General features: G+C 64.5%; 1 protein-coding gene. It reads left to right on the top strand.

Going from position 1 to position 26,677, the window contains the following annotated elements:
* Positions 1 to 100 precede the first annotated feature (100 nt).
* Positions 101 to 26,677, top strand: a complete 26,577-nt coding sequence (locus RA302_RS14810) for a non-ribosomal peptide synthase/polyketide synthase (protein WP_338481161.1) — start codon at positions 101 to 103, stop codon at positions 26,675 to 26,677.

Genomic DNA, 26,677 nt, shown 5'->3' with positions numbered 1-26,677 from the left:
ATCGAGGCGGTGCGATGTTTCTCTTCAATCCCCGAGCCACACTTCCCGGCGCTGATCGTGACAACGCTGATCGTCACAACGCTGTGTGGGGGTGGTCGTGATGGATACCGACAAGAGGATCGACCCGCTCACCGGATCGCGAAGCCTGCCGGCAGGAGCGTTCCCCCTGTCAGCGGTGCAGCGCAGCATGTGGTTTGCGCAGCAACTTCACCCGACGGTCCCGTACTTCATCGCGCAGTACATCGAGTTCCACGGCGATTTGGACATGCAACTGCTCAGTCGCGCCGCGGTGGAGGCTGCCCACGAGTTCGAATCACCGTTTCTACGGTTGATGTACCCGGATGGGGAGCCCTGCCAGATCGTGGACTTCACGATCGACCCGGGCATCGACTACTTCGACTTCCGCGAGCGTGAGAACCCTCGGCAGGCTGCCTCGGAGTGGATGGACAACGATTACGCGACGACGCTCGATCTGACTCGCGATCGTCTCGTCGAGATGACAATTCTTCAAACTGGTGATCGGGATTACCTGTGGTACACCAGGATTCATCACGTCGCTCTCGACGGATACAGCGGTATGACGATCGTCAATCGGATTGCGGCGATCTACACCGCAGCCGTCGAAGGTCGAGAGCCTGCGGTGAACAAGGCGCTCGACGTCACGACGCTGTCCGAGCTCGACCAGAAGTACCGCGAATCGAGCCGATTCGAAGCCGACCGCGAGTACTGGGCCCAGCGTGTGTCGGGCGTCGAACACGGTTCGACGTTGGCCACCCGTGAGGGACCCCCGACTGCACGCAGTGAACTCGTCAGTGCCGCGATGTCGGCGAACAGCCTTGCTGCCTTGGACGAGTGGAATTCACGTTCCGGTGCAACTCCGGCCGCAGTGTTGATTTCGGCACTGGCGTGCTACCTGTCCCGCAGTACCGGCTACGACGACGTGCTGATCAACCTGCCGGTTTCCGCGAGGACGACGGCACCGCTGCAGCGGTCCGGCGGAATGCTGGTCAACGTCGCGCCGCTACACATCCACGTAAACCCGGACGAAAGTGTCGACGATCTGGTCGGGCGCGTGCAACTCGAACTTCTCGGTGCGCTTCGTCATCAGCGATGCAGCCTCGAGGACATCCGGCGTGATGCCGGTCTGACCGTCGGCGACGCGCGTCTGTCCGGCCCGATGATGAATGTGATGCTCTTCCGGCAGGAGATAACCCTCGGGCCACTGACCGGTGAGTATCACATCGTCACGTCGGGTCCGGTCGAGGATCTGCTGGTCAACGTGTACCAGAGCGGCGATCCGGCGCAGACGTTGATCGACTTTCGCGGAAACCCCAATCGCTACGGACACGACGAACTGGCCGAGCACCACCGGGCGTTCACCGAGTTGGTCGCAGAACTGACAGCAGCACCGGCCGGTACGCCGATGAACCGGATTCATCCGGCAAGTGCCGAGGCAGGGGCGCGCAGTGCACAGCGCAGGGAACTCGAGCGGTTCTGGGCGAGATACCTGGGGGACTCCGACGAGGGCTCCACACTGGACCTCGAGACACTGGGCCTCGAGCGAATCGACGCCGAATCGGAGCCCACCGGTACGAATCGGCTGAGCGTCCCACTCGATCCCGCGGTCGCCGAACTTGCGCGCACGGAAGGCGTCTCCCTCTTTGCCGTTGTCCATGCCGCATTTGCTTCGTTGCTGTCGAGATCGACCGAGCGCCGGGACGTGCTGATCGGAACGAGGACCGAGTGGGGAACTTTGCCCCTGCGCTGCGAGGTCGATCCGGCGGCGCCGTTCGACGAGTTCGTGAGTTCTCTTGCTCGAGAACGCGATACGTTGTCGATTCGATCGGCGGCAGGTGTCCCCGCACTGCCCGAGTTGCACGTCCACCTCAACGACGGCTCGCAGGAGACCACGATTGCCGGCCTCGACGTGGCGATCGACGTCCACGCAGATACCGGCGCCCTCGAGGTTGCGTACTCCACGCAGCACTACGCCGAATCCACGGTCCGAGCCTTCCTCTCGCGACTGGTGCGGATCCTTGCAGGCGCAGCAGCAGCCCCGCGAACGCCGGTCGGAGACCTCGATCTCCTCGACGACTTCGAGCGTGAGTCCCTGGTACCGGCGCGGGGAGCGACCGCGTCCTCCCCGTTGACCCTCCCCGATATTCTCCGCCGGGCCTCGGCTGTGAACCCCGATGCCCCAGCGCTCGTTTTCGGTGATCGTGAGGTGAGCTACCGGGATCTCGACGCCGAGTCGAACACACTCGCCCGTGAACTGATCAACAGGGGAGTCGGCCCCGGCACCTATGTCGCCCTTGCGCTGTCGAGGTCTCTCGAATCGGTGACCGCGACGTGGGCGGTGGCCAAGACCGGCGGTGCCTTCCTCCCGATCGATCCGCACTACCCCGAGGATCGTATTCGGCACATGCTCACCGATTCGGGAGCTGTAGTCGGAATCAGTGTGGGGGAGCACCACGGCGGGCTCGCCGATTCGGTGGATTGGCTGCTCCTCGACGAACTGGACACCTCGCACCATTCCGATGCACCGGTCGACGACGCCGAGCGGCGTACGCGCCTGAGCTACGACGATCCGGCATACCTCATCTACACGTCCGGCTCCACTGGTGTCCCCAAAGGCGTCGTGGTCAGTCACCGCGGGCTGAGCAGCTTCGCCGACGAAGAACGAGTCAGGTTCGGAGTCGAACCTGGAGACCGCACCCTGCATTTCTCTTCGCCGAGCTTCGACGCTTCGGTCCTCGAACTCCTCCTTGCCTTCGGGGGCGCGGCAACGATGGTGATCGCGCCGCCCACCGTGTACGGCGGCGACGAACTGGCACAGGTGATGCGTATCGGACGGGTCACCCACGCCTTCGTCACCCCGGCCGCGCTGGCAACAGTCGATCCCGCCGGCCTACCGGATCTACGAGTGGTCGTGACCGGCGGCGACGCATGCTCACCCGCGCTGGTGGATCAGTGGTCACACGGACGCTCGATGTTCAACGCGTACGGACCGACCGAAACCACCGTCGTCGCCACTCTGACCGGACCGCTGAGCAGCGATGTTCCCGTCACCATCGGGAAGCCGATGCGCGGAGCCGCAACCGTCCTCCTGGACTCGCGGCTTCAACCGGTGCCGATCGGTGTCGCCGGCGAGCTCTATGTGAGCGGTGTCGGTTTGGCGCGCGGGTACCACGCGCGTGCCACGATTACGGCCGAACGATTTGTTGCCGACCCCAACGGTGTTGCGGGAGAGCGCATGTACCGCACGGGTGACCTCGCGCGGTGGAACGGCGAGGGTGAGCTGGAGTACCTCGGCCGGAGCGACTTCCAGATCAAGATCCGCGGTTTCCGCGTCGAGCTCGGCGAGATCGACGACGTGCTGCGCCGCCACCCGAGCGTCGCACAGGCAGTCACCGCCGGAGTTGCGGGCCCGAGTGGGGAAACACTGTTGGCGGCGTACGTCACGGCGGCTGCGGGCACACACATCGACAACTCCGAGCTGGTCGCCCACGCGAGATCTTCGTTGGCAGCCCACATGGTTCCGGCGCGGATCGTCGTCCTCGACTCCATTCCGTTGACTCCGGCAGGAAAGATCGACAGGAAAGCGTTACCGGACATCGATTCTGTGGGCGGGTCGGCTGAATACCGTGCCCCTGAGACCTCGACCGAGAAGCGAATTTCGGCGGTGTTCTGCGATCTGCTCGGTATCACCCGGGCGGGAGCAGACGACAGTTTCTTCGACCTCGGCGGTGACTCGTTGATCGCGACCCGCGTCGTGTCGCGAGTCAACGGAGCTCTCGGAACGACGCTGAGCGTTCTCGACCTCTTCGAGGCGCCGACCGTCTCCGCTCTGGCAGCACGTGCCGACCTCGCGGACTCGCGGAACACACGTGCCCCGGCACTGACGCGTATCGATCGCCCTGACCGGATACCGGTATCTCTGGCGCAGCAACGAATGTGGCTGACCAATCAACTCGATCCGAGTTCGCCGGCGTACAACATTCCGATCGCGGTTTCGATGACCGGCGATCTCGACGTCGATGCACTGTTCACCGCGCTGCGGGACGTGATCGTTCGACACGAGATCTTGCGGACCGTTTTCCCCGAGAGTGCGCGTGGCCCCGTCCAGCACGTTCTCGGTGTGGACGAGATGTTCGATCATCTCGAGGTGGAAACGGTGCCTGCCGCAGTGACCTCGGCGCGGGCGAGTGAGCTCGCGCGAGAGGGATTCGACGTCAGCGAATCGGTGCCGATCCGCGCGACTCTGCTCGAGGTGAACGAACGCGAGCACACCTTGGTCCTCGTCGTGCACCACATTGCAGCAGACGGCCTGTCGATGGCGCCGCTGGCTCGTGACGTGATGGTGGCGTACGCCTCGCGGGCGAGCGGACGCGTGCCGGCGTGGCTGCCACTCGAAGTGCAGTACGGCGATTTCAGCGAGTGGCAACGCGGAGCGCTCGGTGAAGCGTCCGACCCGGATTCGATTCTTGCCGAGCAGTTGCGGTTCTGGTCGCACACGCTCACCGAACGCGGTGAGCTCGCGGAACTGCCGATGGATCACCCGCGGCCTGCGGGTGTCTCGCTGCGCGGTGACGATCTCGATTTCCGGATCGACTCCGCGACGTACCGCCGGGTCGGCGAGATCGCGGCGCGCAGCGACGTCAGCGTGTTCATGGTGATCCACGCCGCGCTGGCCGTCCTGCTCAGCCGAGAATCCGGAGCGAACGACATCACGATCGGCACTCCGGTGGCCGGGCGGAGCGAGCGCGCTCTCGACGACGTCGTCGGAATGTTCGTCAACACGGTGGTGCTGAGGACGGTTCTCGAGGGGGGACTCACCTTCGGTGAAGTTCTCACCCGCGTCCGCGACGTCGACGTGGCGGCCTTGCAGCACACCGAAGTGCCGTACGACGTACTCGTCGAATCCCTCGCAGACAACCAGGCGCCGCTGTTCCAGGTGATGCTGGTGATGCAGGGCGCCGCTCCCACCGAGGTCACTTTGCCCGAGCTCGAGGTCACGGTCGACGAACTGTCGACGGGCGCGGCAAAGTTCGACCTTCAGGTCATTCTCACCGACCGCGGCGACCATCTCGACGGCCAGTTGAACTACGCCAGCCAGCTTTTCGACTCGGACACCATGTCCGGCCTCGCTGATCGCTTCACGATGCTCCTCGACGCGGTAGCTGCCTACCCGGAATCCGTCGTCGGCGACGTCGATCTCACAGCTCCGGGCGAGGCGGAACTGGTCCTCGAGCGTTGGAATGCCACCGAACACGCCGTACCGATCACCACCCTCTCGGACCTGGTGGCGGAGCAGGCAGCCCGGACACCCGAGGGGGCCGCGCTGGTCTACGGCGAGCGGACACTGACCTATGCGGAGTTCGACGCGAGGGTCGATGAACTTGCCAGAACCCTCATCGCCCGCGGGGTCGGCCCGGACATGCGCGTCGCGGTGTCGATTCGACGGTCACCGGAACTACTCGTCGCGGTCCACTCCGTGATCCGTGCCGGTGCGGCATACGTCCCGGTGGATCCCGATCATCCCGCCGAGCGCATCGCGTACGTCTTCGACATCGCGGAACCGATCTGCGTGCTGAGCCGGCCCCAGGACCACGGCGCTCTTCCCGCGCGAGTCCCGATCGTGGACGTCGATCTCGATCGTCAGGTGTCCACGACGGCGCCGATCACCGACGCTGATCGGCTCGGACCCCTCCGCCCGGACAATGCTGCTTACGTGATCTTCACGTCCGGATCGACGGGTCGACCGAAAGGTGTTGCAGTATCACACCGTTCGATCGTCAATCGCCTGCTGTGGATGCAGGACACGTACCCCCTTCACGCGTCGGACGTGGTGCTGCACAAGACCCCGGTGACCTTCGACGTCTCGGTGTGGGAACTGTTCTGGCCCCTGCAGACCGGCGCGCAGTTGGTGATCGCGGAACCGGACGGGCACCGTGATCCCGGGTACCTGTCGGCGTTGATTGCCGACAGAGGCGTCACGACGGCGCACTTCGTTCCGTCGATGCTCGCGGAATTCGTCGCTGCCGCGACTGCCGGGCAGTGTGCGAGCCTGCGTCAGGTGTTCTGCAGCGGTGAAGCCCTCGCGCCTACCACTGCGGAGGCGTTCACCCGTCTGAGTTCTGCGGGACTGTTCAACCTGTACGGACCCACGGAGGCTGCCGTCGACGTCAGCGCCGCCGAATTCACCCCCGACATGACCGTCACCGTTCCCATCGGTGCGCCCGTGTGGAACACCCAGCTCTATGTCCTCGACGGGCGGCTGCATCCGGTTCCGGTCGGCGTTCACGGCGAGCTGTATCTGGCGGGAGTGCAACTGGCGCGTGGATACCTCGGGCGCAGCGATCTCACCGCCGACAGGTTCGTGGCCGACCCGTACGGCCCGTCTGGCACCCGGATGTACCGAACCGGTGATGTCGTCCGGTGGCGCGCCGACGGGCTGCTCGACTATGTCGGTCGACGCGATTTCCAGGTCAAGATCCGCGGCCAGCGCATCGAACTCGCCGAGGTCGAAGCAGCATTGCTCAGGCTGCCCGGTGTCGCGCAAGCTGCTGCTCTCGTCCATCACGACGACGTGGTCGGTGACAGTTTGGTCGGCTACGTCATCGCCGACACCGGCACTTCGATTGACACGGACGGCCTACGCACCGAGTTGAGAGGTCTCCTTCCGGCCTACATGGTTCCCGCGGTGGTCATCGCCCTCGACGTGTTCCCTCTCGGTTCGACCGGCAAGCTTGATCGGAAGGCTCTGCCCGCGCCCAGCTTCGACAGTTCGCAGACGTATCTGGCGCCGCGAACACCGCTCGAAGCGCAGTTGGCGGCGATCTTCGAGGAGCTTCTGGAATCCGGGGCAGTCGGTGTTCACGACAACTTCTTCGAGATCGGCGGAAACAGCCTCGTCGCTGCACGCGCTGTGGCGCGCGTGAACGATTCGCTGTCGTTGAACTTGTCGATCAGAGAGTTGTTCGACGCGCCGACCGTTGCGCAGTTGGCGGTCGAGTGCGCCACGGCACGAGGGGGACCGGCAGTCCTTCCGCTCGAGGCATTGCCGCGGCCACAGACGATCCCGCTGTCGCTGGCACAAAAGCGCATGTGGTTCGTCAATCAATTCGACGTCACGTCCGCGGCGTACAACGTCGCCATAGCGATCAGGCTGAGAGGCCGGTTGGACGTTGCCGTGTTGGAGGGCGCGATCACCGACGTGCTTACTCGCCACGAATCGCTGCGCACGCTGTTTCCCATGGTCGAGGGAGTGCCGGCGCAGGTGATCGTCGAACCCGGTGAAGCGTTGGGCGCGCTGCCGGTTGTCGCCGCAAACGCCGAAGCGGTACTCGGGGAGATCGAACGTCTCACCTCGAGGGGCTTCGACGTCACGCAGGCTCCACCGATCAGGGCGGAACTGATCGAGGTCGACGAAGAAGATCACGTCCTGACCGTGGTCGTCCATCACATCTGCGCCGACGGATTCTCGATGGCACCGTTGGCGTTCGACGTGATGAGCGCGTACTCGGCAAGGCATCGAGGTGAGGCGCCCGACTGGTCTCCTCTTCCGGTCCAGTACGCGGACTTCGCCATCTGGCAGGAAAGGGCTCTCGGTCGGATCGACGAAGCGGACAGCACTCTTGCCGGTCAGCTCGAGTACTGGACACGTCAACTGGCGAGTGTTCCCGAAATTCTTGCGCTCCCCGCAGATCGACCGCGTCCGCGTGTGCAGGATCTCTCGGGCGGCGTCGTTCGATTCGACATCGATGCCGGCATCCACCGTCGTCTGAGCGAAACCACGATCGAACACCGAAGCAGTATGTTCATGGCGGTACACGCCGCATACGCAGTGCTCGTGGCGAGATTGTCCGGCATGGAAGACATCACGATCGGCTCACCGATCGCCGGGCGCGGAAATGCCCTGCTGGATCCGATGGTCGGTATGTTCGTCGGCACGTTGGTCCTGCGCGCCGACGTCGACCCCGCCGCCTCGTTCACCGATCTGTTGGCCAGAGTTCGCAGCACCGACCTCGACGCCTTCGCTCACGCAGACGTCCCCTTCGAGCGCGTCGTCGATGCGCTGGCTCCGGAGCGGTCGACGTCGCATTCACCGTTGTTCCAGGTGATGCTGGAGTTCAAGAACACCACTCGGCCAGCAGTTCGTCTGACGGATTTGGACGTCGAGGTCCTCGAACTCGAATCCGCCGTCTCGAATTTCGATCTGCAACTCACGCTTGCCGAGACCTTCGACGACGACGGCCGGCCGGCCGGAATCGAGGCCGGGTTCACCTACGCGAGCGCCCTGTTCGACGAGTCGACCGTCGAAGGTTTCGCTCGATACCTGGTTCGGATTCTCGGTGCTGTCACCGAGTCACCGCACACGCCGGTCGGCGACATCGATCTCGTGAGTGATCTCGACACGATTCGCGCCGTCGCACCGGAACTTCCCGAGCAGGTTCACTTCTCGACGTTGCTCGAGCGGAAGTACGTCGACGAACCGCAGAGGGCTGCACTGATTTTCGGCGACCGCCATCTGACCTACTCCGATCTGGACCGCCGCGCCAACCGGCTTGCACGACTGTTGATCAGCCGCGGGGTCGGTCCGGAATCCGTTGTCGCCCTGGCATTACCACGCTCACTGGAATCCGTGGTCGCGATCTGGGCGGTTGCCCGGTCCGGCGCTGCATTCGTACCCGTCGACCCGGCGTATCCCGTCGACCGCGTGCACCACATGATCAACGACTCGGGAGCGGGCGTCGTTCTCACCACCGCCGAGCATGTGGGTGTCGTCCCCGACGAGGCAGACGCCGTTCTGCTCGATCAGGCAAAGACACTCGCAACCCTCGAACAGATCGGTGATCAGCGGATAGATGCCTCGGAGCTGCTGGCTGCGGTGTCCCTGGACAACCCGGCCTATGTCATCTACACCTCCGGTTCCACCGGCGTCCCCAAAGGCGTCATGGTCACTCACCGTGGGCTTTCGGCACTCGCCGAGCAGGAACGCAGTCGCTTCCGCGTCGAGTCGACCTCGCGCACGCTGCATTTCAGCTCACCGAGCTTCGACGCCTCGATTCTCGAACTCCTGATGGCTGTTGGTGCCGGGGCCACGATGGTCATCGCCCCACCGAGCATCATCGGCGGAACCGAACTGACGAGTCTGATCGCCGACCAGCACGTCACGCACGCCTTCATCACACCAGCCGCACTGGCCACGGTCGATCCGAGCGGACTGAACGAGCTGGTGTGCATCGGAACCGGCGGCGACGTCTGCCCACCCGATCTCGTCGCCGCCTGGGTCAGCGATCACCGGATCATGATCAATGCCTACGGACCAACCGAATCGACGGTCGTCGCCAGCATCACCGAGCCGATGTCCCCGACCGATCGAGTCACGATCGGTCGCCCGTCGACAGGCATCACCGCGTGGGTCCTCGACAATCGCCTACACCGCGTCCCGGTCGGAGTGACGGGAGAGCTGTACGTCAGCGGCGACGGACTCGCCCGCGGTTACCGAAACCGCGCCGGCACGACCGCCGAACGATTCGTGCCCAATCCCGCGGGCAGTGCGGGCACACGGATGTACCGAACCGGCGACCTCGCCAGGTGGAACAAGAACGGCGAACTCGAGTACCAGGGTCGAGGCGATTTCCAGGTCAAGATTCGCGGATTCCGCATCGAACTCGGCGAGATCGAGGCAGTTCTGGCTCGCTATCCCGGCGTTGCACATTCCGTGGTGACCACGCTCGAACGTGACGGAGGCGCCGCACGGATCGTCGGATACGTCGTGCCTGCCAACGACGCTCAGACTGTGGATCCCGAGGCCGTCATCGCGTTCGCGGGCTCGGCTCTGGCCCCGTACATGGTTCCTGCGGTCGTGGTCGTTCTCGACGAACTGCCGATGACTGCCAACGGAAAGCTCGACCGCCGAGCCCTGCCGGTTCCTGACTTGCGAGCAACCCAGGCACGCTCGCGGGCCGCCGAATCCGATACCGAACGCACGCTGGCCGCCTTGTTCGTCGATGTCCTCGGTGTCGAATCGGTGGGCGTCGACGACTCGTTCTTCTCGATGGGCGGCGATTCGATCATGTCGATTCAGCTCGTCGCCCGTGCCCGCGATGCCGGGCTCGTCTTCACCCCGCGTGACGTCTTCGAGGTGAAATCGGTCGCCGGTCTTGCGGTTTTGCTGGCATCGACCAAGGACGACGAACCCGAGGTGCTCGAGGAACTTCCCGGAGACGGCGTGGGCCACGTGCCGTTGATGCCGGTGGCTCAGTGGTGGCTCGACCGGCTCGGCTCCGATCTCCGAGGTCTCGATTCGTTCTCCCAAGCGACTCTTCTCAACGCGCCGCACGGGCTTCACAGTGTGGAGCAGTTGACCGCGGCTCTTCAAGTTGTTCTCGATCGTCACGACATCCTTCGCGCACGCCTCGAGCTCGACGGCGAGCGCAGGCTTGTTGTCGGCGAGCCGGGATCTGTTGCAGCCGAGAATATTTGCCGGGTGATCGAGGTAGAGGCCGAGCCGGGCACCGCGGTGTTCGACGCGGCGATCGTCGACGCACTGGGCGGTGCGCGTCGAGAACTCGACCCCGGCCGGGGCGCGATGGTGCGGGTCGTCTGGTTGTCCGGCGTGCGCAACACCGGCCGGCTGCTCCTGGTGATCCACCACCTCGCCGTCGACGGTGTCTCCTGGCGCGTCCTCGTGCCGGAACTTGCGTCGGCTTTCCACCGCATCGATGCAGGCGAGGAACCGGAGCCGTCGTACTCGGGCACGTCGGTTCGTCGTTGGTCGCATGCGCTCCGCGACATCGCGCCCGATCGAAGAGTCGAATTGCCCCGGTGGCGTTCGATACTCGAAGGTGCCGACCCGCTGATCGGAACCCGGCCGCTGGACCCGCGGCTCGACACGTTCGATTCGGTCGGCCGAGTTGTCGCCGACGTACCCGTCGAACTGTCCGACACAGTCCTGACCACGCTTCCGGCGCTTTTCGGTGGATCAGTCAACGACGGTCTCGTTGCTGCTCTCGCACTGGCACTGACGCAGTGGAGGCAGGCACAGGGCATACGAACCGACAACGTGCTCATCTCGATGGAGGGCCACGGACGCGAAGCTCACGTGGTGCCCGGTGCGGACGTCCTGCACACGGTCGGCTGGTTCACCAGCGTCTTCCCGATGCGGATCGACCTCGCCGGCATCGACATCGCGGAAGTGATGAGCAGCGCCCCAGAGGCAGCGGTGGTGCTCAAGCGTGTCAAGGAAGAACTCTTGGGTGTTCCGGACAGCGGCATCGGCTACGGAGTTCTGCGTTACCTCGACGAGGTGGGTCGAGCGGAACTCGAAGACCTCCGCCAACCGCAGATCTCGTTCAACTATCTGGGCCGTTTCTCCGGCACCGAAGCAGGAGAGTCACTGGGGGACTGGGCACTGGCCCGGGACGTCGATCTGGAAGCGGCAGCGCGGTCCGAGATGCCAGTGGGTTCGGTCCTGGACGTCAACGTCGTCACCACCGAGATCTCGGGCGCACCGCACATCGGTGCCACTATCGCCTATCCCACCGGCGTGCTGGCAGAGCGCGATGCTCGCGCCATCGCCGACCTCTGGGTGCAGGCGTTGCGCGCGCTGGCCACCTATGCCGAACACAGCGAACGCGGGGGACTCACCCCGTCCGACATCGACCTGATCGACCTCGACCAGGATTCCATCGACCACCTCGAGCGCGAGTTCCCGACACTGACCGACGTCTGGTCCCTCTCACCGCTGCAATCCGGACTGCTCTTCCACGCCCGCTACGCCGAACACACAGTCGACGCGTACACCGTCCAACTCGCACTCGAACTCGACGGCGTCGACGCGTCCCGGTTGCACCGTGCCGCACAGGCACTGCTCGACAGACACGAGAACCTACGCGCGGCGTTCACGACCGACACCGGTGGACGATCGGTGCAGGTGATCAACGCAGACGTTGACGTGCCGTGGACCGAGATCGACATCTCTCCGTTGGCCCCCACCGAACAAGCGACCGAGATACGCGAGCTTCTCCATGCGGATCGGGTCCGCGGCTTCGACATGGCCACTCCGCCCCTGCTGCGGTTCCTGCTTCTGCGAACCGGTGACGACGCGTATCGGTTGATCCTGACCAACCACCACATCCTCCTCGACGGATGGTCGATGCCGCTGCTGGTCCGCGACCTACTGACGCTCTACGCGACAGACAGTGATCACAGTGCCATCCCACGCGTACACCCCTACCGGGACTATCTGAGCTGGATCAGCACTCGCGACGACAGCGTGTCGATCGAGGCCTGGGGCGAAGCACTCCGCGGACTCGACGACCCGACGCTGCTCACCGGAACTCACGCCGTCGACGAGGACGGCGCTACCTCACGCTCGACGACCACAGCGCTCGGAGAACGTGAGACGGAACTTCTGCGTGGATTCGTCCGCTCCCGTGGCCTGACGACAGCCTCCTTGATCCAGGTGGCCTGGGGAATCGTGCTCGCCGAACTCCTCGGACGCGACGACGTCGTCTTCGGTGGAACCGTCTCCGGCCGACCACCCCAGGTGTCCGGCGTCGAGTCGATGGTGGGTTTGTTCATCAACACCGTCCCCGTCCGAGTTCGCCTCGATCCAAGAGAGTCCCTGGCGGCGCTGTGCGTTCGCGTCCAAGCGGAACAGGCGCGGTTGTCCGATCACCATCATGTCGGGCTTTCGCACATCACTTCGGCTGTGGGGTCCGCTGCATCGTTCGACACGCTGACTGTGTTCGAGTCGTATCCCGTCGACCGCGGTGGACTCTCCTCCGGCACCGACATAGCCGGAATGCACGTTCTCGACGTCCACGACGCCGAGGATGCCGCGCACTATCCACTCGCGATCGTTGCCTCTGCGGCAGACGGGCGACTGCGGCTCAAATTTGAGTATTTCCCGGGAGTCCTGGGCGATCACGACATCGACGCGATCGCCGACCGGCTGCTCCGCACCCTCGAGCTGATCACCGCGCAACCGGATCTCCCGCTGGCGAAACTGCGCCTGATGCCGGATTCGCAAGTGCAGCAATTGGTTCCCGCGCGCGGCCGGCAGGGCCGCTCGGTCAGGACACTCGATCGCATCTTTTCGGACACCGCGAGCAGATTCCCCGAACGGGTCGCACTGTCCTGTGGTGACAGAAAGATGACCTATCGAGAGCTGGACGAGGCGTCGAACCAGTGGGCGCGCGTGCTCATCTCGGAAGGCGCCGGCCCGGACTCACGGGTGGCGATCTGTGTGGAACGGTCCTTCGAATCCGTCGCAGCGGTCTGGGCGATCACCAAGACCGGCGCCGCCTTCGTGCCGATCGATCCTCGCTACCCGAGTGACCGGATCTCGTTCATGCTCGAGGACTCGGCATCCTCGCTCGGATTGACCACGGCTGCCCACAGACCCGGCGACGGCGGTGTGACGAAGTGGCTCGAACTCGACGACCCGACGAGCATCGCTCGGCTCTCCGGAGTGTCCACGGCGCCGCTACGCGAGGACGAGCGTCGAGGAACCCCGCGGTTGGAGAACACTGCCTACCTCATCTACACCTCGGGCTCGACCGGCCGACCCAAGGGCGTCGTCGTCACGCACACCGGTCTCGAGAACTTCGCCGACGAACAGCGTCATCGCTACGGTCTCACCGAGAATTCACGCGCACTGCATTTCGCCTCTCCGAGCTTCGACGCCTCCGTTCTCGAGTATCTGCTCGCCTTCGCCGTCGGCGGTGAACTGGTCGTAGCTCCCACCACCGTCTACGGAGGAACCGAACTGGCCGACGTTCTCCGCGAGGGACATGTCACCCACGCGTTCATCACGCCTGCAGCGCTGACGTCGGTGGATCCCGAGGGAATCGACGAACTGACCACCATCACGGTGGGCGGCGAGGCGCCCTCGGCGGACCTGGTGCGCACCTGGGCGCCGGGAAGATCGTTCGTCAACGTCTACGGACCCACCGAAACCACCATCTCCTGCAACCTCAGCGACCCCATCCCGGCCGGCGAGAAAGTCTATCTCGGACCGCCGAACCGCGGATTCAGCGAGGTCGTCCTCGATCGCAGACTTCAACCGGTGTCCGTCGGAGTTCCCGGCGAACTGTATGTCGCCGGAGTCGGACTCGCGCGCGGCTATCACGGGCGCTCACCACTGACGAGCGAACGATTTGTCGCCAACCCGTACGGCGAGCCGGGGGAGCGGATGTACCGCACGGGCGACGTGGTGCGCTGGCGCAGCGACCGCACCATCGAGTACCTCGGACGCAGCGACTTCCAGGTCAAGATCCGCGGCTTCCGGATCGAACTCGGCGAGGTCGACACGGCGTTGGGTCAGCTGCCCGGCGTGGAGTACGCGGTCACGTTGGCGGTGCGCGGACCCTCCGACGAGCAGGCCTTGGCGGCATATGTCGTCTGCGACGACGAACGCCGGGTGAGCGCCGAGGACATCCGGGCGGCGGCACGGGAGCTACTGCCGGCACACATGGTGCCCGCAAGCGTCGTCGTGCTCGACGAACTACCGCTGACCGGCGTCGGCAAGGTCGATCGGGCTGCTCTTCCGGCGCCTCGTTTCGACACCGATGCCGAAACACTCACTGCACCGGCCACCGAGTTGGAACGGCTGGTGGTGGGCGTTTTCGAGGACGTGCTCGGAGTGTCTCCGATCGGTATCGACACTCACTTCTTCGACGTCGGCGGAAACTCACTGACCGCGACCCGCGTCATCGCCCGCGTCAACGCACTTCTCGGCACCGACATCGGCGTTCGAGGATTGTTCGAGTCTCCGACAGTTCGGCAGCTGTCTCGTCTGGCGGAGAGCGTCGGCCGCGGCGAGAACCCCAGACCACCGTTGACTCGGCGATCCCGCCCGGACCCACTGCCCGTGTCACTGGCACAGAAGCGGATGTGGTTCCTCAACCAGTTCGACGTGACGTCCCCCGCCTACAACGTTCCCCTGGCAGTGCGCCTCGACGGCGATCTGGACTTCGCCGCATTGCAGGCCGCGGTAGCGGACGTACTGGGGCGCCACGAGAGCTTGCGGACGAAGTTCCCCTCGATCGACGGACAGCCGGTTCAGCAGGTGATGTCCAGCGACGAGGTCATGCCGATCCTGGAGCCGGAAATCGTCACTGCTGCCAGAGTGTCCGATCGAATCCTCGAGCTGGCCTCGGCAGGCTTCGACGCCTCGGCCGAAGTTCCGATCCGCTGCGCGGTCCTGCGCGTCGACGGGGACGAGCGCAGGCACGTACTCGTGATCGTCGTCCACCACATCGTCGCCGACGGGTTCTCGATGAACCCCCTCGCAGCGGACGTGGCAGCGGCTTACGCGGCCCGCAGTGCCGGCAGTGCGCCGAACTGGTCGGAACTGGCCGTGCAGTACGGCGACTTCGCTGTGTGGCAGCACGAAGTGCTCGGCTCCGAGGAAGATCCGGACTCGGCTCTGACCCGTCAGCTCGATTACTGGAAGGACCGACTCGCGGGACTGGGCGAGCCGATCGCGTTGCCGACGTCGTTCCCACGTCCGGCAAAGCCGTCCATGGTCGGCTCGGTCCACCGGTTCGCGGTATCGCCGCAGACCCATCGGGCGCTGACCGACCTGGCACGTGAGCACGGCACCACCATGTTCATGCTCATGCACGCAGCACTGGCGGTACTTGCGGCGCGCCTGGCCGGTACCGAGGACATCGCCATCGGGACACCCGTCGCCGGCCGCGGCGAGGCCGAACTCGATCACCTGGTCGGTATGTTCGTCAACACTCTTGTGCTGCGAACACAGATCACGCCCGACGCGTCGTTCGAGGACGTCCTCGCCCAGGTTCGCGAAGGCGACCTCGGCGCGTTCCAGCACACCGATTTGCCCTTCGAAAGGTTGGTCGACGCACTCGACCCGGAACGCTCGACTTCGCACACTCCGTTGTTCCAGATCCTCATCGAGTTCCGCAACAATGCACTCCCACAACTCGAATTGCCGGGGCTGTCGGTCTCGGGAGTCGAGTTCGACCTACCCGTCGCCAAGTTCGATCTGCAACTCTCGGTCACCGAGCGTTACGACGCGGATGGCGGAACGGATGGAATCGACGCCGAATTCATCTACGCCACAGACCTGTTCGACGGTGACTTGATCGATTCGTTCTCACGCAGACTGCTCACCATCCTCGAGGCGGTCTCGCGAGAGCCGTCGACTCCTACCTGTGACATCGACGTCGTGAGCGCCGACGAGCGTCGACAGATGCTGACCGAGTGGAACACTCACGCCGAACCGGCTCCAGCGGACAACATCGCGGACCGATTCTTCGAGGCTGTTGCAGCACATCCGTCGTCGACCGCGGTCAACGACAGCGACGGCGCCATGACGTACGCCGAACTGGACGGGCGCGCTAACCGCCTGGCGCGGCTCCTGATCGGCCGCGGTATCGGTCCGGAATCCGTGGTGGCTGTTGCAATGCCCAGAACCACCGATCTCGTGCTGGCCCTCGTCGCCGTCATCAAAACCGGAGCGGCATACCTGCCGGTCGACATCACCTACCCGGCCGAGCGCATGCGGTTCCTCTTCGACGACGCGCGGCCGGTATGCCTGGTCACGACCGGAGACTTCCGAAGCGACCTACCTTCGGAGATCATCGAATCCGGCATAGACGTCGTCGAACTCGGATCGCCGGAGATCGCGGTACGCCTCGATCACTCCGCGCCCCATCGCATCACCGACGCGGACCGGACGACACCACTTCTGCCCGACGCGATCGCGTACATCATCTACACCTCCGGATCCACAGGGCGCCCCAAAGGTGTCCAGGTCAGCCACCGAAACGTCCTGACTCTGACGGACAACACCGCCCCGACGTTCGGGTTCGACGACACGGACGTGTGGACCATGTTCCACTCGTACGCATTCGACTTCTCCGTCTGGGAGCTGTGGGGGCCGCTGCTACACGGGGGCCGGCTGGTCGTCGTCGACTACTACACGACCAGATCACCGGACATGTTCCACGAACTGCTCCGCCGTGAGCGAGTGACGGTCCTGAACCAAACGCCCACCGCCTTCTACCAACTCGCCGAAGCCGACCGTGCGTACTCACCAAACGGCACGGATCCCGACCTTGCACTGCGTTACGTCGTCTTCGGTGGCGAAGCGCTCGACCTCGGGCAGTTGCGCAAGTGGTACGACAGGCGGCCCGACACGGCCCCGACGTTGGTCAACATGTACGGGATCACCGAGACGACAGTGCACGTCAGTCGAATCGCACTCGACCGCAACGACAGCGAGCACGCGTCGGCGAGCATCATCGGGCGAGCAGTACCGGGATTGTCCGTCTACGTACTCGATCGGCGACTGAACTTGGTACCACCAGGTGTCGTCGGCGAAATGTACGTCGCCGGTGATCAGGTGACTCGGGGATACCTCGGGAAACCCGCATTGACTTCGGTGCGGTTCCTTCCCGATCCATTCGGTAGTTTGGGGGATCGAATGTATCGGAGCGGGGACCTGGCGAGGTGGAACGACGCGGGGCAGTTGGAGTACGTGGGCCGCAGTGATTTCCAGGTGAAGGTGCGTGGTTTCCGCATCGAACTCGGAGAGATCGAAGCCGCAATGCTCCGCTGCCCCGGCGTCGCGGCCTCGGTAGCACTTGTTCGGACAGAGGGAGCGTCACCGCGGATCGTCGGGTACGTGGTCGCCGAAACAGGCAGTACCGTCGATTCAGCGACGGTGACCGACTTCGTCGCCGCCGAACTCGCGGAGTACATGGTGCCCACCGCCATCGTCGTCCTCGAATCGCTTCCACTGACGGTCAACGGAAAGCTCGACCGACGCAGCCTCCCGGCTCCGGACTTCACCGTCACGGGAACAACCGAGGCGACGCGGGCGCCGGCCACCGCTACCGAAGCGGTCCTCGCGGACCTCTTCGCGGAGGTGCTGGGTCGGGGCAGTATCGGAGTAGACGATTCCTTCTTCGGTCTCGGCGGCGATTCGATCATGTCGATCCAACTCGTCTCACGGGCGAAGTCCGCAGGCCTCGTCTTCACTCCGCGGGACGTCTTCGAAGCGAAGACCGTGGCCGGCCTCACCAAAGTGCTCCTCATCGAATCATCGGAAACGGCACCGGTTCTCACGGAGCTACCCGGCGGGGGAGCCGGCCCGCTACCGCTCACGCCGATCATGGAGTGGCTCGTCGAACGCAGTCGCGGTGACCTGAGCACGATCCGCAGTTACAGCCAGAGCGCGCTGATCGCACTGCCCGCGGATGTCTCCGGCCCCGCGCTGGAACGAGCATTGCAAACGATCCTCGATCGTCACGACGTGCTGCGGGCGCGCCTGGACGCCGCGACTCACCAACTCGAGATCCGCGAGCCAGGGAGCATCACCGCCCCCGACATCCTGCGCCGAACCTCCATCGTGTCCACCAGCGGCGAAGAATTCGTCGCCGCTGCGGAAACCGCGATGCAGGACGCATCCAGCCGCCTCGATCCCGAACACGGGAAGATGATCAGCGCAGTCTGGTTGGATCCCGTCAGCTCGAACGGCAACCGGGCCGAAGCCGGACGGTTGCTCCTGGTCCTTCATCACCTCGCGGTCGACGGTGTGTCCTGGCGCATGCTCGTCCCGGGCCTGGTCACTGCTTATGCCTCGGCGTTCGACGGAGAAACACCGATACTTCCGCCGGGTGGAACGTCGATACGTCGCTGGGCGACAGCGCTCGCCGAGACCGCTGCGCAGCGACGCGACGAGATCGACCTGTGGTCGAGAATGCGGACCGACGAGCCATTGCTCGGGGCACGCGGGCTCGACCCAGCCGTCGATGTCGGAGCCACCGTCGACCGAGTCAGCGTCGACGTTCCGACCTCCGTGACCGAGAACGTCATCTCGACGGTGCCTCAGCATTTCGGAGGCTCGGTGAACGACGGGCTGCTCGCTGCTCTCGCGATTGCCGTTACCGCCTGGCGTCGATCGCGCGGACAGCGCAGCGGGGACGTGCTCGTCAACCTCGAAGGGCACGGCCGGGAGGAGAACGCCGTACCGGGCGCCGACCTCTCGCGCACGGTCGGTTGGTTCACCACCTTGTTCCCCGTCCGGATCGATCTCACCGGACTCGATGTCGTCGATGCACTGGCCGGGGGATCAACCGCCGCCTCCGCCGTGAAACTCGTCAAGGAAACGCTGCTCGGCCTGCCCGACAACGGAATCGGGTTCGGCATCCTGAAGTACCTCGATCGAAACGAGGAACTTCGTGAGCTGCCCACGCCGCAGATCTCGTTCAACTACCTCGGACGATTTGCCGGCTCGGATCCCGAGCACGGCGAAGTGCCGTGGCTGCCGATCTCGGAAGTGACCCTCGACGAAGCGCACAGCGGCGAATTGGCCGCCGCGTCGGTGCTCGACATCAACGCCGTCACGACCGATACCGCACACGGTCCGATTCTGCGCGCTACGTGGTCCTTCCCCCGCGGCATTCTCAGCGAGGCCGAAGTCACCGAACTGGCGGAGCTCTGGGCCCGAGCACTGGGCGCACTGAGTGAATACGTGGAGGAACACTCCGAGCGCGAGCTCACGCCCACCGATCTCGATCTCGTCACCGCGGATCAACAGAGCATCGAACAGCTCGAGCGCAGATTCCCCGACCTGACCGACATCTGGTCACTGTCACCTCTGCAGTCGGGCATGCTCTTCCACGCCCAGTTCGACGAAACCGAAATCGACCCGTACATGGTGCAACTGACCCTCGAGCTCGGGGGTCGGGTGGAGGCGCCGCGCCTGCGCCGCGCCGCGCAGGCCTTGGTTGATCGTCATCCGAGCCTGCGCGCGGGATTTGTCTCCGCACCGGGAGGGCGGGCACTGCAGGTGATCCGTTCCGGTGTCGACATCGGCTGGGCCGAGATCGACCTGTCCGGAGCCGAAGACAGTGAAGTCGCGTTCGGTCAGCTGCTCGAACGCGATCGCGCTCATCGTTTCTACATGGAAACAGCCCCGTTGATCCGCTTCATGCTCGTGCGAATCGGACCGGACACAGCACGCCTCGTCGTGACGAACCACCACATCCTGCTCGACGGCTGGTCCACCCCGCTGTTGCTTCGAGACCTGCTCACTCTCTACGCAACCGACGGTGACCCCGAGATTCTGCCCCGAGTTCAGTCGTATCGCGACTATCTCTCCTGGATCTCGAAGCAAGAACCCGAGACTTCGCTACGGGCGTGGCAAGAAGCGCTACGGGGCGTCGACACGTCCACCCACCTCTCGAGGGCAGACACCGCCGCCGAAACCGTGGCAAGTGAAATCCACTCGTACTCGCTGCCGACAGAACGAACCGAGACTCTTCGAGCGTTCGCGCGAAGCCGCGGCCTGACCATGGCGACCCTGGTACAGGTGGCATGGGGAATCGTGCTCGCCGAACTTCTCGGACGCGACGACGTCGTCTTCGGCGGAACGGTCTCAGGACGCCCACCACAGGTGCCCGGCGTGGAATCGATAGTCGGCTTGTTCATCAACACGGTGCCTGTCCGAGTCCGCCTCGACGCCCGAGAAACCCTCGCCGAAATGGCCATTCGCGTCCAATCCGAGCAAGCGTCATTGCTCGACCACCACCACATCGGACTGTCGGACATCGCCGGAGCAGTCGGCGCCGCCGGCTCCTTCGACACCCTGACGGTATTCGAGTCGTATCCCGTCGACGAGACAGCCCTGACCGCCGAAACCGACATCGCGGGAATGCACGTTCTCGGCATCGACGGACGCGACTCGGCGCACTATCCGATTGCCGTGGTGGCGTCCGAAAGTGACACGCTGAATCTGAAGATGGAGTACTTGCCGACGCACTTCTCCGCCCGCGAAGTCGCCAAGATCACCGAGCGCGTGGGCATCGTCCTCGGGCAACTCGCCTCGGCACCGGATCAGCCGCTGGCCCGTCTGCAGGTTCTCACAGAGTTCGAGAGCCGTGATCTTGCGCCGGTCTTCGGCTCCCCGGGGCGCTCCGCGCGAACGCTCCCAGAGATTCTCGCCGACGTCTCTGCCACCTATCCCGACCGCATCGCGCTCTCGGCCGGCAGCCGTTCCATGACCTACGCCGAACTGGACCGGCGCTCGAACCAGTTGGCCAGAGCCATGATTCGCCGCGGCGCCGGGCCCGAGACGTCGGTTGCCATCGGCATCGAAAGGTCCGTCGAATCCGTACTCGCGGTGTGGGCGGTGGCCAAGACCGGCGCAGCGTTCGTCCCCGTCGACCCCACCTATCCGGCTGACCGAATCGAACACATGCTCAGCGACTCCGAGGTGCTGTTCGGGTTGACCGTCGTCGACGCCATCGACACACTTCCACCCATCGTGTCCTGGTTGGTGCTCGGAGAAGAGGCATTCGACGACGACGTCGCCACCAGTTGCACGCTGCCGATCACCCAGGACGAACGGCGTGCACCGGTGGTCATGGACAACGCCGCCTACGTGGTCTACACCTCGGGATCCACCGGCCGACCCAAGGGAGTTGTCGTCACCCACACCGGACTCGACAGCTTCGCACTCGACCAGCAGCGTCGATTCCACGCAGATCACCACTCTCGAACCCTGCACTTCGCCACCCCCAGCTTCGACGGAGCCGTCTTCGAGTACCTGCAGGCATTCGGTGTTGGAGCCACCATGGTGATCGTCCCGACCGACATCTACGGCGGCGCCGAACTGGCAAGTCTCATCCGCCGCGAACACGTCACTCACGCGTTCGTCACCACGGCAGCGCTCGCCACCGTCGACCCGGCCGGCCTGGACGAGTTCCGGCACGTCGTCGTCGGGGGAGAGACACTACCGCCGCATCTCGTCGGCCTCTGGGCTCCCGGACGAGAATTCGTCAACGCCTACGGCCCGACCGAGACAACCGTCATGGCAGACATCAGCGAACCCATGACAGTGGGCGCACCCATCACGATCGGTGGACCGATCCGCGGCGTGCACGAGATGATCCTCGATTCGCGCCTGCAACCCGTACCCGTCGGAGCTCCCGGTGAGCTGTACATCGCCGGCATCGGCCTGGCTCGCGGATACCACCGGCGTCCCGGCCTGACCAGCGAGCGATTTGTCGCCGACCCCTTCGGCAAGCCAGGCGACCGGATGTACCGCACGGGCGACATCGTCTCCTGGCGAAGCGATCACACCATCGAATACGTCGGGCGCAGCGACTTCCAGGTCAAGATTCGCGGATTCCGCATCGAGCTCGGCGAGGTCGACGCCCAGATCACCGCAATGGCGAGTGTCACGAACTGCGTGACACTCGGCGTCGACGGACCGGCCGGCGCCACAGTTCTCGCGTCCTACCTCACCGTGGAGGAAGGATCGACGCTGACCGGGGCAGAGATCACCGCGCACCTCGCCGGACGTGTTCCCTCGCACATGGTTCCGGCCAGCATCATGATCGTCGACGAGCTACCGCGCACCGCGGTCGGCAAGCTCGATCGAAAAGCGTTGCCGACGCCGGAGTTCACCGGAACCGGTGTGGAATTCCGGGCGCCCGGCACCAGCCTCGAACGTCGGATCGCCGATGCGTTCATCGACGTACTCGGCGTCGAACGGGTCGGCGTCGACGACAATTTCTTCGAGCTCGGCGGCAACTCGCTGATCGCCACTCGCGTGGTCTCGCGGCTCAACTCCGCACTGAACATCGACGTCGGGGTGCGCGTGCTGTTCGAGGCACCGACGACGGCTCAGCTCGCCGAACGGCTCTCCAGCGCTGTCACTGCCGTCGGCGCTGTGCCGCTCACTCCCATGGAGCGCAGTGGCAGCGTCCCGCTCTCGTTGGCGCAGAAGCGCATGTGGTTCCTGAACCAATTCGACACACGCTCAGCCGCGTACAACATCCCACTAGCGGTTCGCCTTACCGGTGACCTCGACGTCACGGCCATGCAACAGGCCATCGCCGACGTCGTCGAGCGGCACGAAACACTGCGGACGGTGTTCCCCGCCGTCGGCGGCGATCCGATTCAGCAAGTGCTCACCGTCGACGAGGCAGTACCGCCGGTCCGTGAAATGACGTTGGGGGAGGACGAGCTCGCGGAGCGCATGCAACGACTCGCCACGACCGGCTTCGACGTGTCGGTGGACCTGCCGCTGCGCGTGGCACTGTTCCGACTCGACACCGCTGAACCCGTTCACATTCTGTTTGTCGTGGTCCATCACATCTGCGCCGACGGTTCGTCGATGGCGCCGCTCGCACGCGACGTGATGACGGCCTACCTGGCGCGTACGGCTGGGACCGAGCCCACGTGGGCGCCGCTCGAGGTGCAGTACGCAGACTTCACGTTGTGGCAGCATCGCGTCCTCGGATCGGAAGACGACCCGGAATCCGTCATCAGTCGCCAATTGCACTACTGGAGTGAGCAACTCGCCGGACTCGACGACGTCATCGCACTGCCCGCCGACCACCCGCGACCCGTGCAACAGACCTTCCACGGTGACCGATTCACCTTCGACATCGACGCGAACACCCACCGCGCCCTCGCGGACCTCACCAGGGCAAACGGTGTCACGATGTTCATGGCGCTGCACGGCGCGCTCGCAGTGCTGATGTCCAAGTTGTCGGGCGCCGACGAAGTCACCATCGGCACACCGATCGCCGGCCGAGGTCAGGCAGCGCTCGACCATCTCGTCGGAATGTTCGTCAACACACTGGTCCTGCGAACCAGCGTCGATCCCGACATCACGTTTGCCGACCTGTTGGAGCACGTCCGGGAAATCGACCTGGCCGCATTCCAGAACTCGGACCTGCCATTCGAACGGCTCGTCGACGTCATCAACCCAACCAGATCCACGTCGTACTCACCGTTGTTCCAGGTCGCCCTCGAACTTCAGAACAACGAACCCGCACATTTCCACCTACCCGGCCTCGACATCGACGGACTGACCGTGGAAACCAAATTCGCGAAGGAGGACCTGGAGCTGATCGTCGACGAGAAGTTCGACGAGTTCGGCATCCCGGCTGGGATGTCCGCAGCCTTCGACTTCGCAACCGATCTCTTCGAACCCGCCACCATTCGTCGGTTTGCCGACCGACTGCGCCTGATCCTGGACGCTGTCGGACGCGACCCCGCAACACGTATCGCCGACATCGGCATCCTCGGCGCCGATGAAACAGCTGCCCTGGTGCCGGCATCCGGTGCCGCCGCGACTCGAGCGCGGGTGTGGCCGGAGATCCTCGCCGAAGCAGTCGCCTCGAACCCGGATGCCCCAGCCCTCTCGAGTCGCGAGAGGTCGATGACCTACCGCGAGCTCGACGAGGAATCGACGAAGCTGGCGCGCGCGCTGTGTCGGCGCGGCGTCGGTCCCGAAGATTTTGTGGCGCTGGGTCTGCCGCGGTCCACTGCGGAGATCGTCGCGATCTGGGCGGTCACGAAAACCGGTGCAGCGTTCTTGCCGGTCGACCCGAACTATCCCGACGATCGCATCAACCACATGCTCGACGATTCGCGGGCCGTACTCGGCATCACCGACGACGCTCACCGCAGTCAACTTCCCGACACGGTCGAGTGGATGGTCCTCGATGAAGCCGAGACCGTCGACGAGATCGACGCCCAGAGCGCAGCCGCGATCACCGATCGCGACCGCACGATCCCCTTGCATCACGGGCATCCCGCGTACCTGATCTACACCTCGGGTTCAACCGGGAAGCCGAAGGGCGTCATCGTCACCCACCTCGGGTTGTCAAACCTCAACGCCGAGGAACATCAGAGATTCAACGTCCAGCCCTATTCGCGGATCTCTCACCTGGCATCACCGAGCTTCGACGCCTCGGTCTTCGAACTCATGATGGCATTCGGCAGCGGAGCGTGCCTGGTCGTCATCCCACCGACGGTCTTCGGCGGATCCGAGTTGGCCGAAATCTTTGCCGACGAACACGTCTCACACGCGTTCATCACTCCGACCGCGCTCAGCTCGATCGAAAGCTCCGCGCTACCCGAACTCCGCGTACTCGCAGTCGGTGGCGAAGCCTGCCCACCCGAACTCGTGGACATCTGGGGCCGCGACCGTCGCATGTTCAACGGATACGGACCCACCGAATCCACCATCCAGGCCAGCGTCAGTGAACCCATGCGACCGGGCAAGGACATCAACATCGGACGACCGGCCATCGGCTTTGCCGGACTGGTCCTCGACGGGCACCTCAAGCCCGTGCCGGTGGGAGTCATCGGGGAGCTGTACGTGACCGGCCCCGGACTCGCCCGGGGATACCACAATCGTCCCGACCTCACCGCCGACCGATTTGTCGCCGATCCGTTCGGCGAACCAGGCCAGCGGATGTACCGCACGGGCGACCTGGTGCGCTGGCGCTCCGACAGCACCCTCGAATACCTGGGCCGCAGCGACTTCCAGATCAAAGTCCGCGGATTCCGCATCGAGCTCGGCGAAATCGACTCTGTCCTGATGGCACACCCATCCGTCTACTTCGCCGCCACACTCGGGCACGAAGCGCCGTCGGGGGAGACGATGATCGCCTCCTACATCCAGCCCGTGGAAGGACAGACCGTCGACGACTGGGAGCTTCGCCGCCATCTGTCTTCTCGCCTGCCCGCGCACATGGTTCCCGGCGCGATCGTCGTCGTCGACCGCATTCCGGTGACACCGGTCGGCAAGCTGGACCGCAAGGCACTGCCGACCCCGAGCTTCGAGCGACGCACGGTCCCGTACGCACCGCCGACAAACAACACCGAACGAACGGTCGTCGACATCTTCGAGACGGTGCTCGGGCACGAGCACATCGGCGTCGACGACGACTTCTTCGAACTGGGCGGAACGTCGATCGTGGCCACTCGCATCACCATCGAACTCGAGAAGCGTCTCGGGATGCGAGTGCCGTTGCAATCGCTTTTCCTGGATCCGACACCTGCCGGTGTCGCCCGGGCTGCCGACGGAATGGACGCACACTCGCCGGACGATTCGTCGGATCTTCTCGCCCCGATGATCACGCTGCGCGCCGGATCCGATCGTGCACCATTGTTCTTCGTCCATCCGGGTATCGGATTGTCCTGGGGTTACGCAGAATTCGTCAAGCATCTCGAGCTGGATCAACCCGTCTACGGTCTTCAGCTGCCGTCCCTGAGCGGCGGGCCCAGCTTCGACTCGCTGATCGAGCTCGCCGACGACTACGCGAATCGCATTGCAGCCGTGGCATCGACCGGCCCGATCCATCTGGCCGGCTGGTCGCTCGGCGGCGTGATCGCACACGCCGTGGCACACAGCCTCACTCGGAGCGGACGTGACGTGACTCTGTCGATACTCGACAGCTATCCGTCGTCGGATTCCGATCAGCCCGCAGAACTCTCGGTCTCCGAACTACTGGCCGGGCTCGCGATGCCGGCGGGATCCAAGACGGTCGAGACCTTCGAAGAAGCGGCGGAATTGCTGGAGCAGACCCTGGGTGCCGGAATCGGAATCGAAGCGGAGCATCTGGCGCGGATCAGTCGCGGTTACTCCCACTCCGTCGAATTGACGAATCGGCACCAACCGCCTGTCCACGTTGGAGCCGTCGAGTTCTTCGTAGCCGGAAGATCTACGGAGAACGGACACGATGTCGCCGAATGGCGAAGGTTTGTAGAAGGGGACATCCGAGTCACCGAAGTCGATTGCGAACACAACCAGATGATCGAACCGGGTCCGGCGGCAACCATAGCTGTACGATTGCGAGAAGTTATCGCTCAGTGGGGTGTCTGA

It is taken from the genome of Rhodococcus sp. DN22 (assembly GCF_036669995.1).
Taxonomy (GTDB): domain Bacteria; phylum Actinomycetota; class Actinomycetes; order Mycobacteriales; family Mycobacteriaceae; genus Rhodococcus_F; species Rhodococcus_F erythropolis.
Note: the sequence above shows the minus strand (reverse complement) of the source record. Positions and strands in the feature narration are given on the sequence as shown.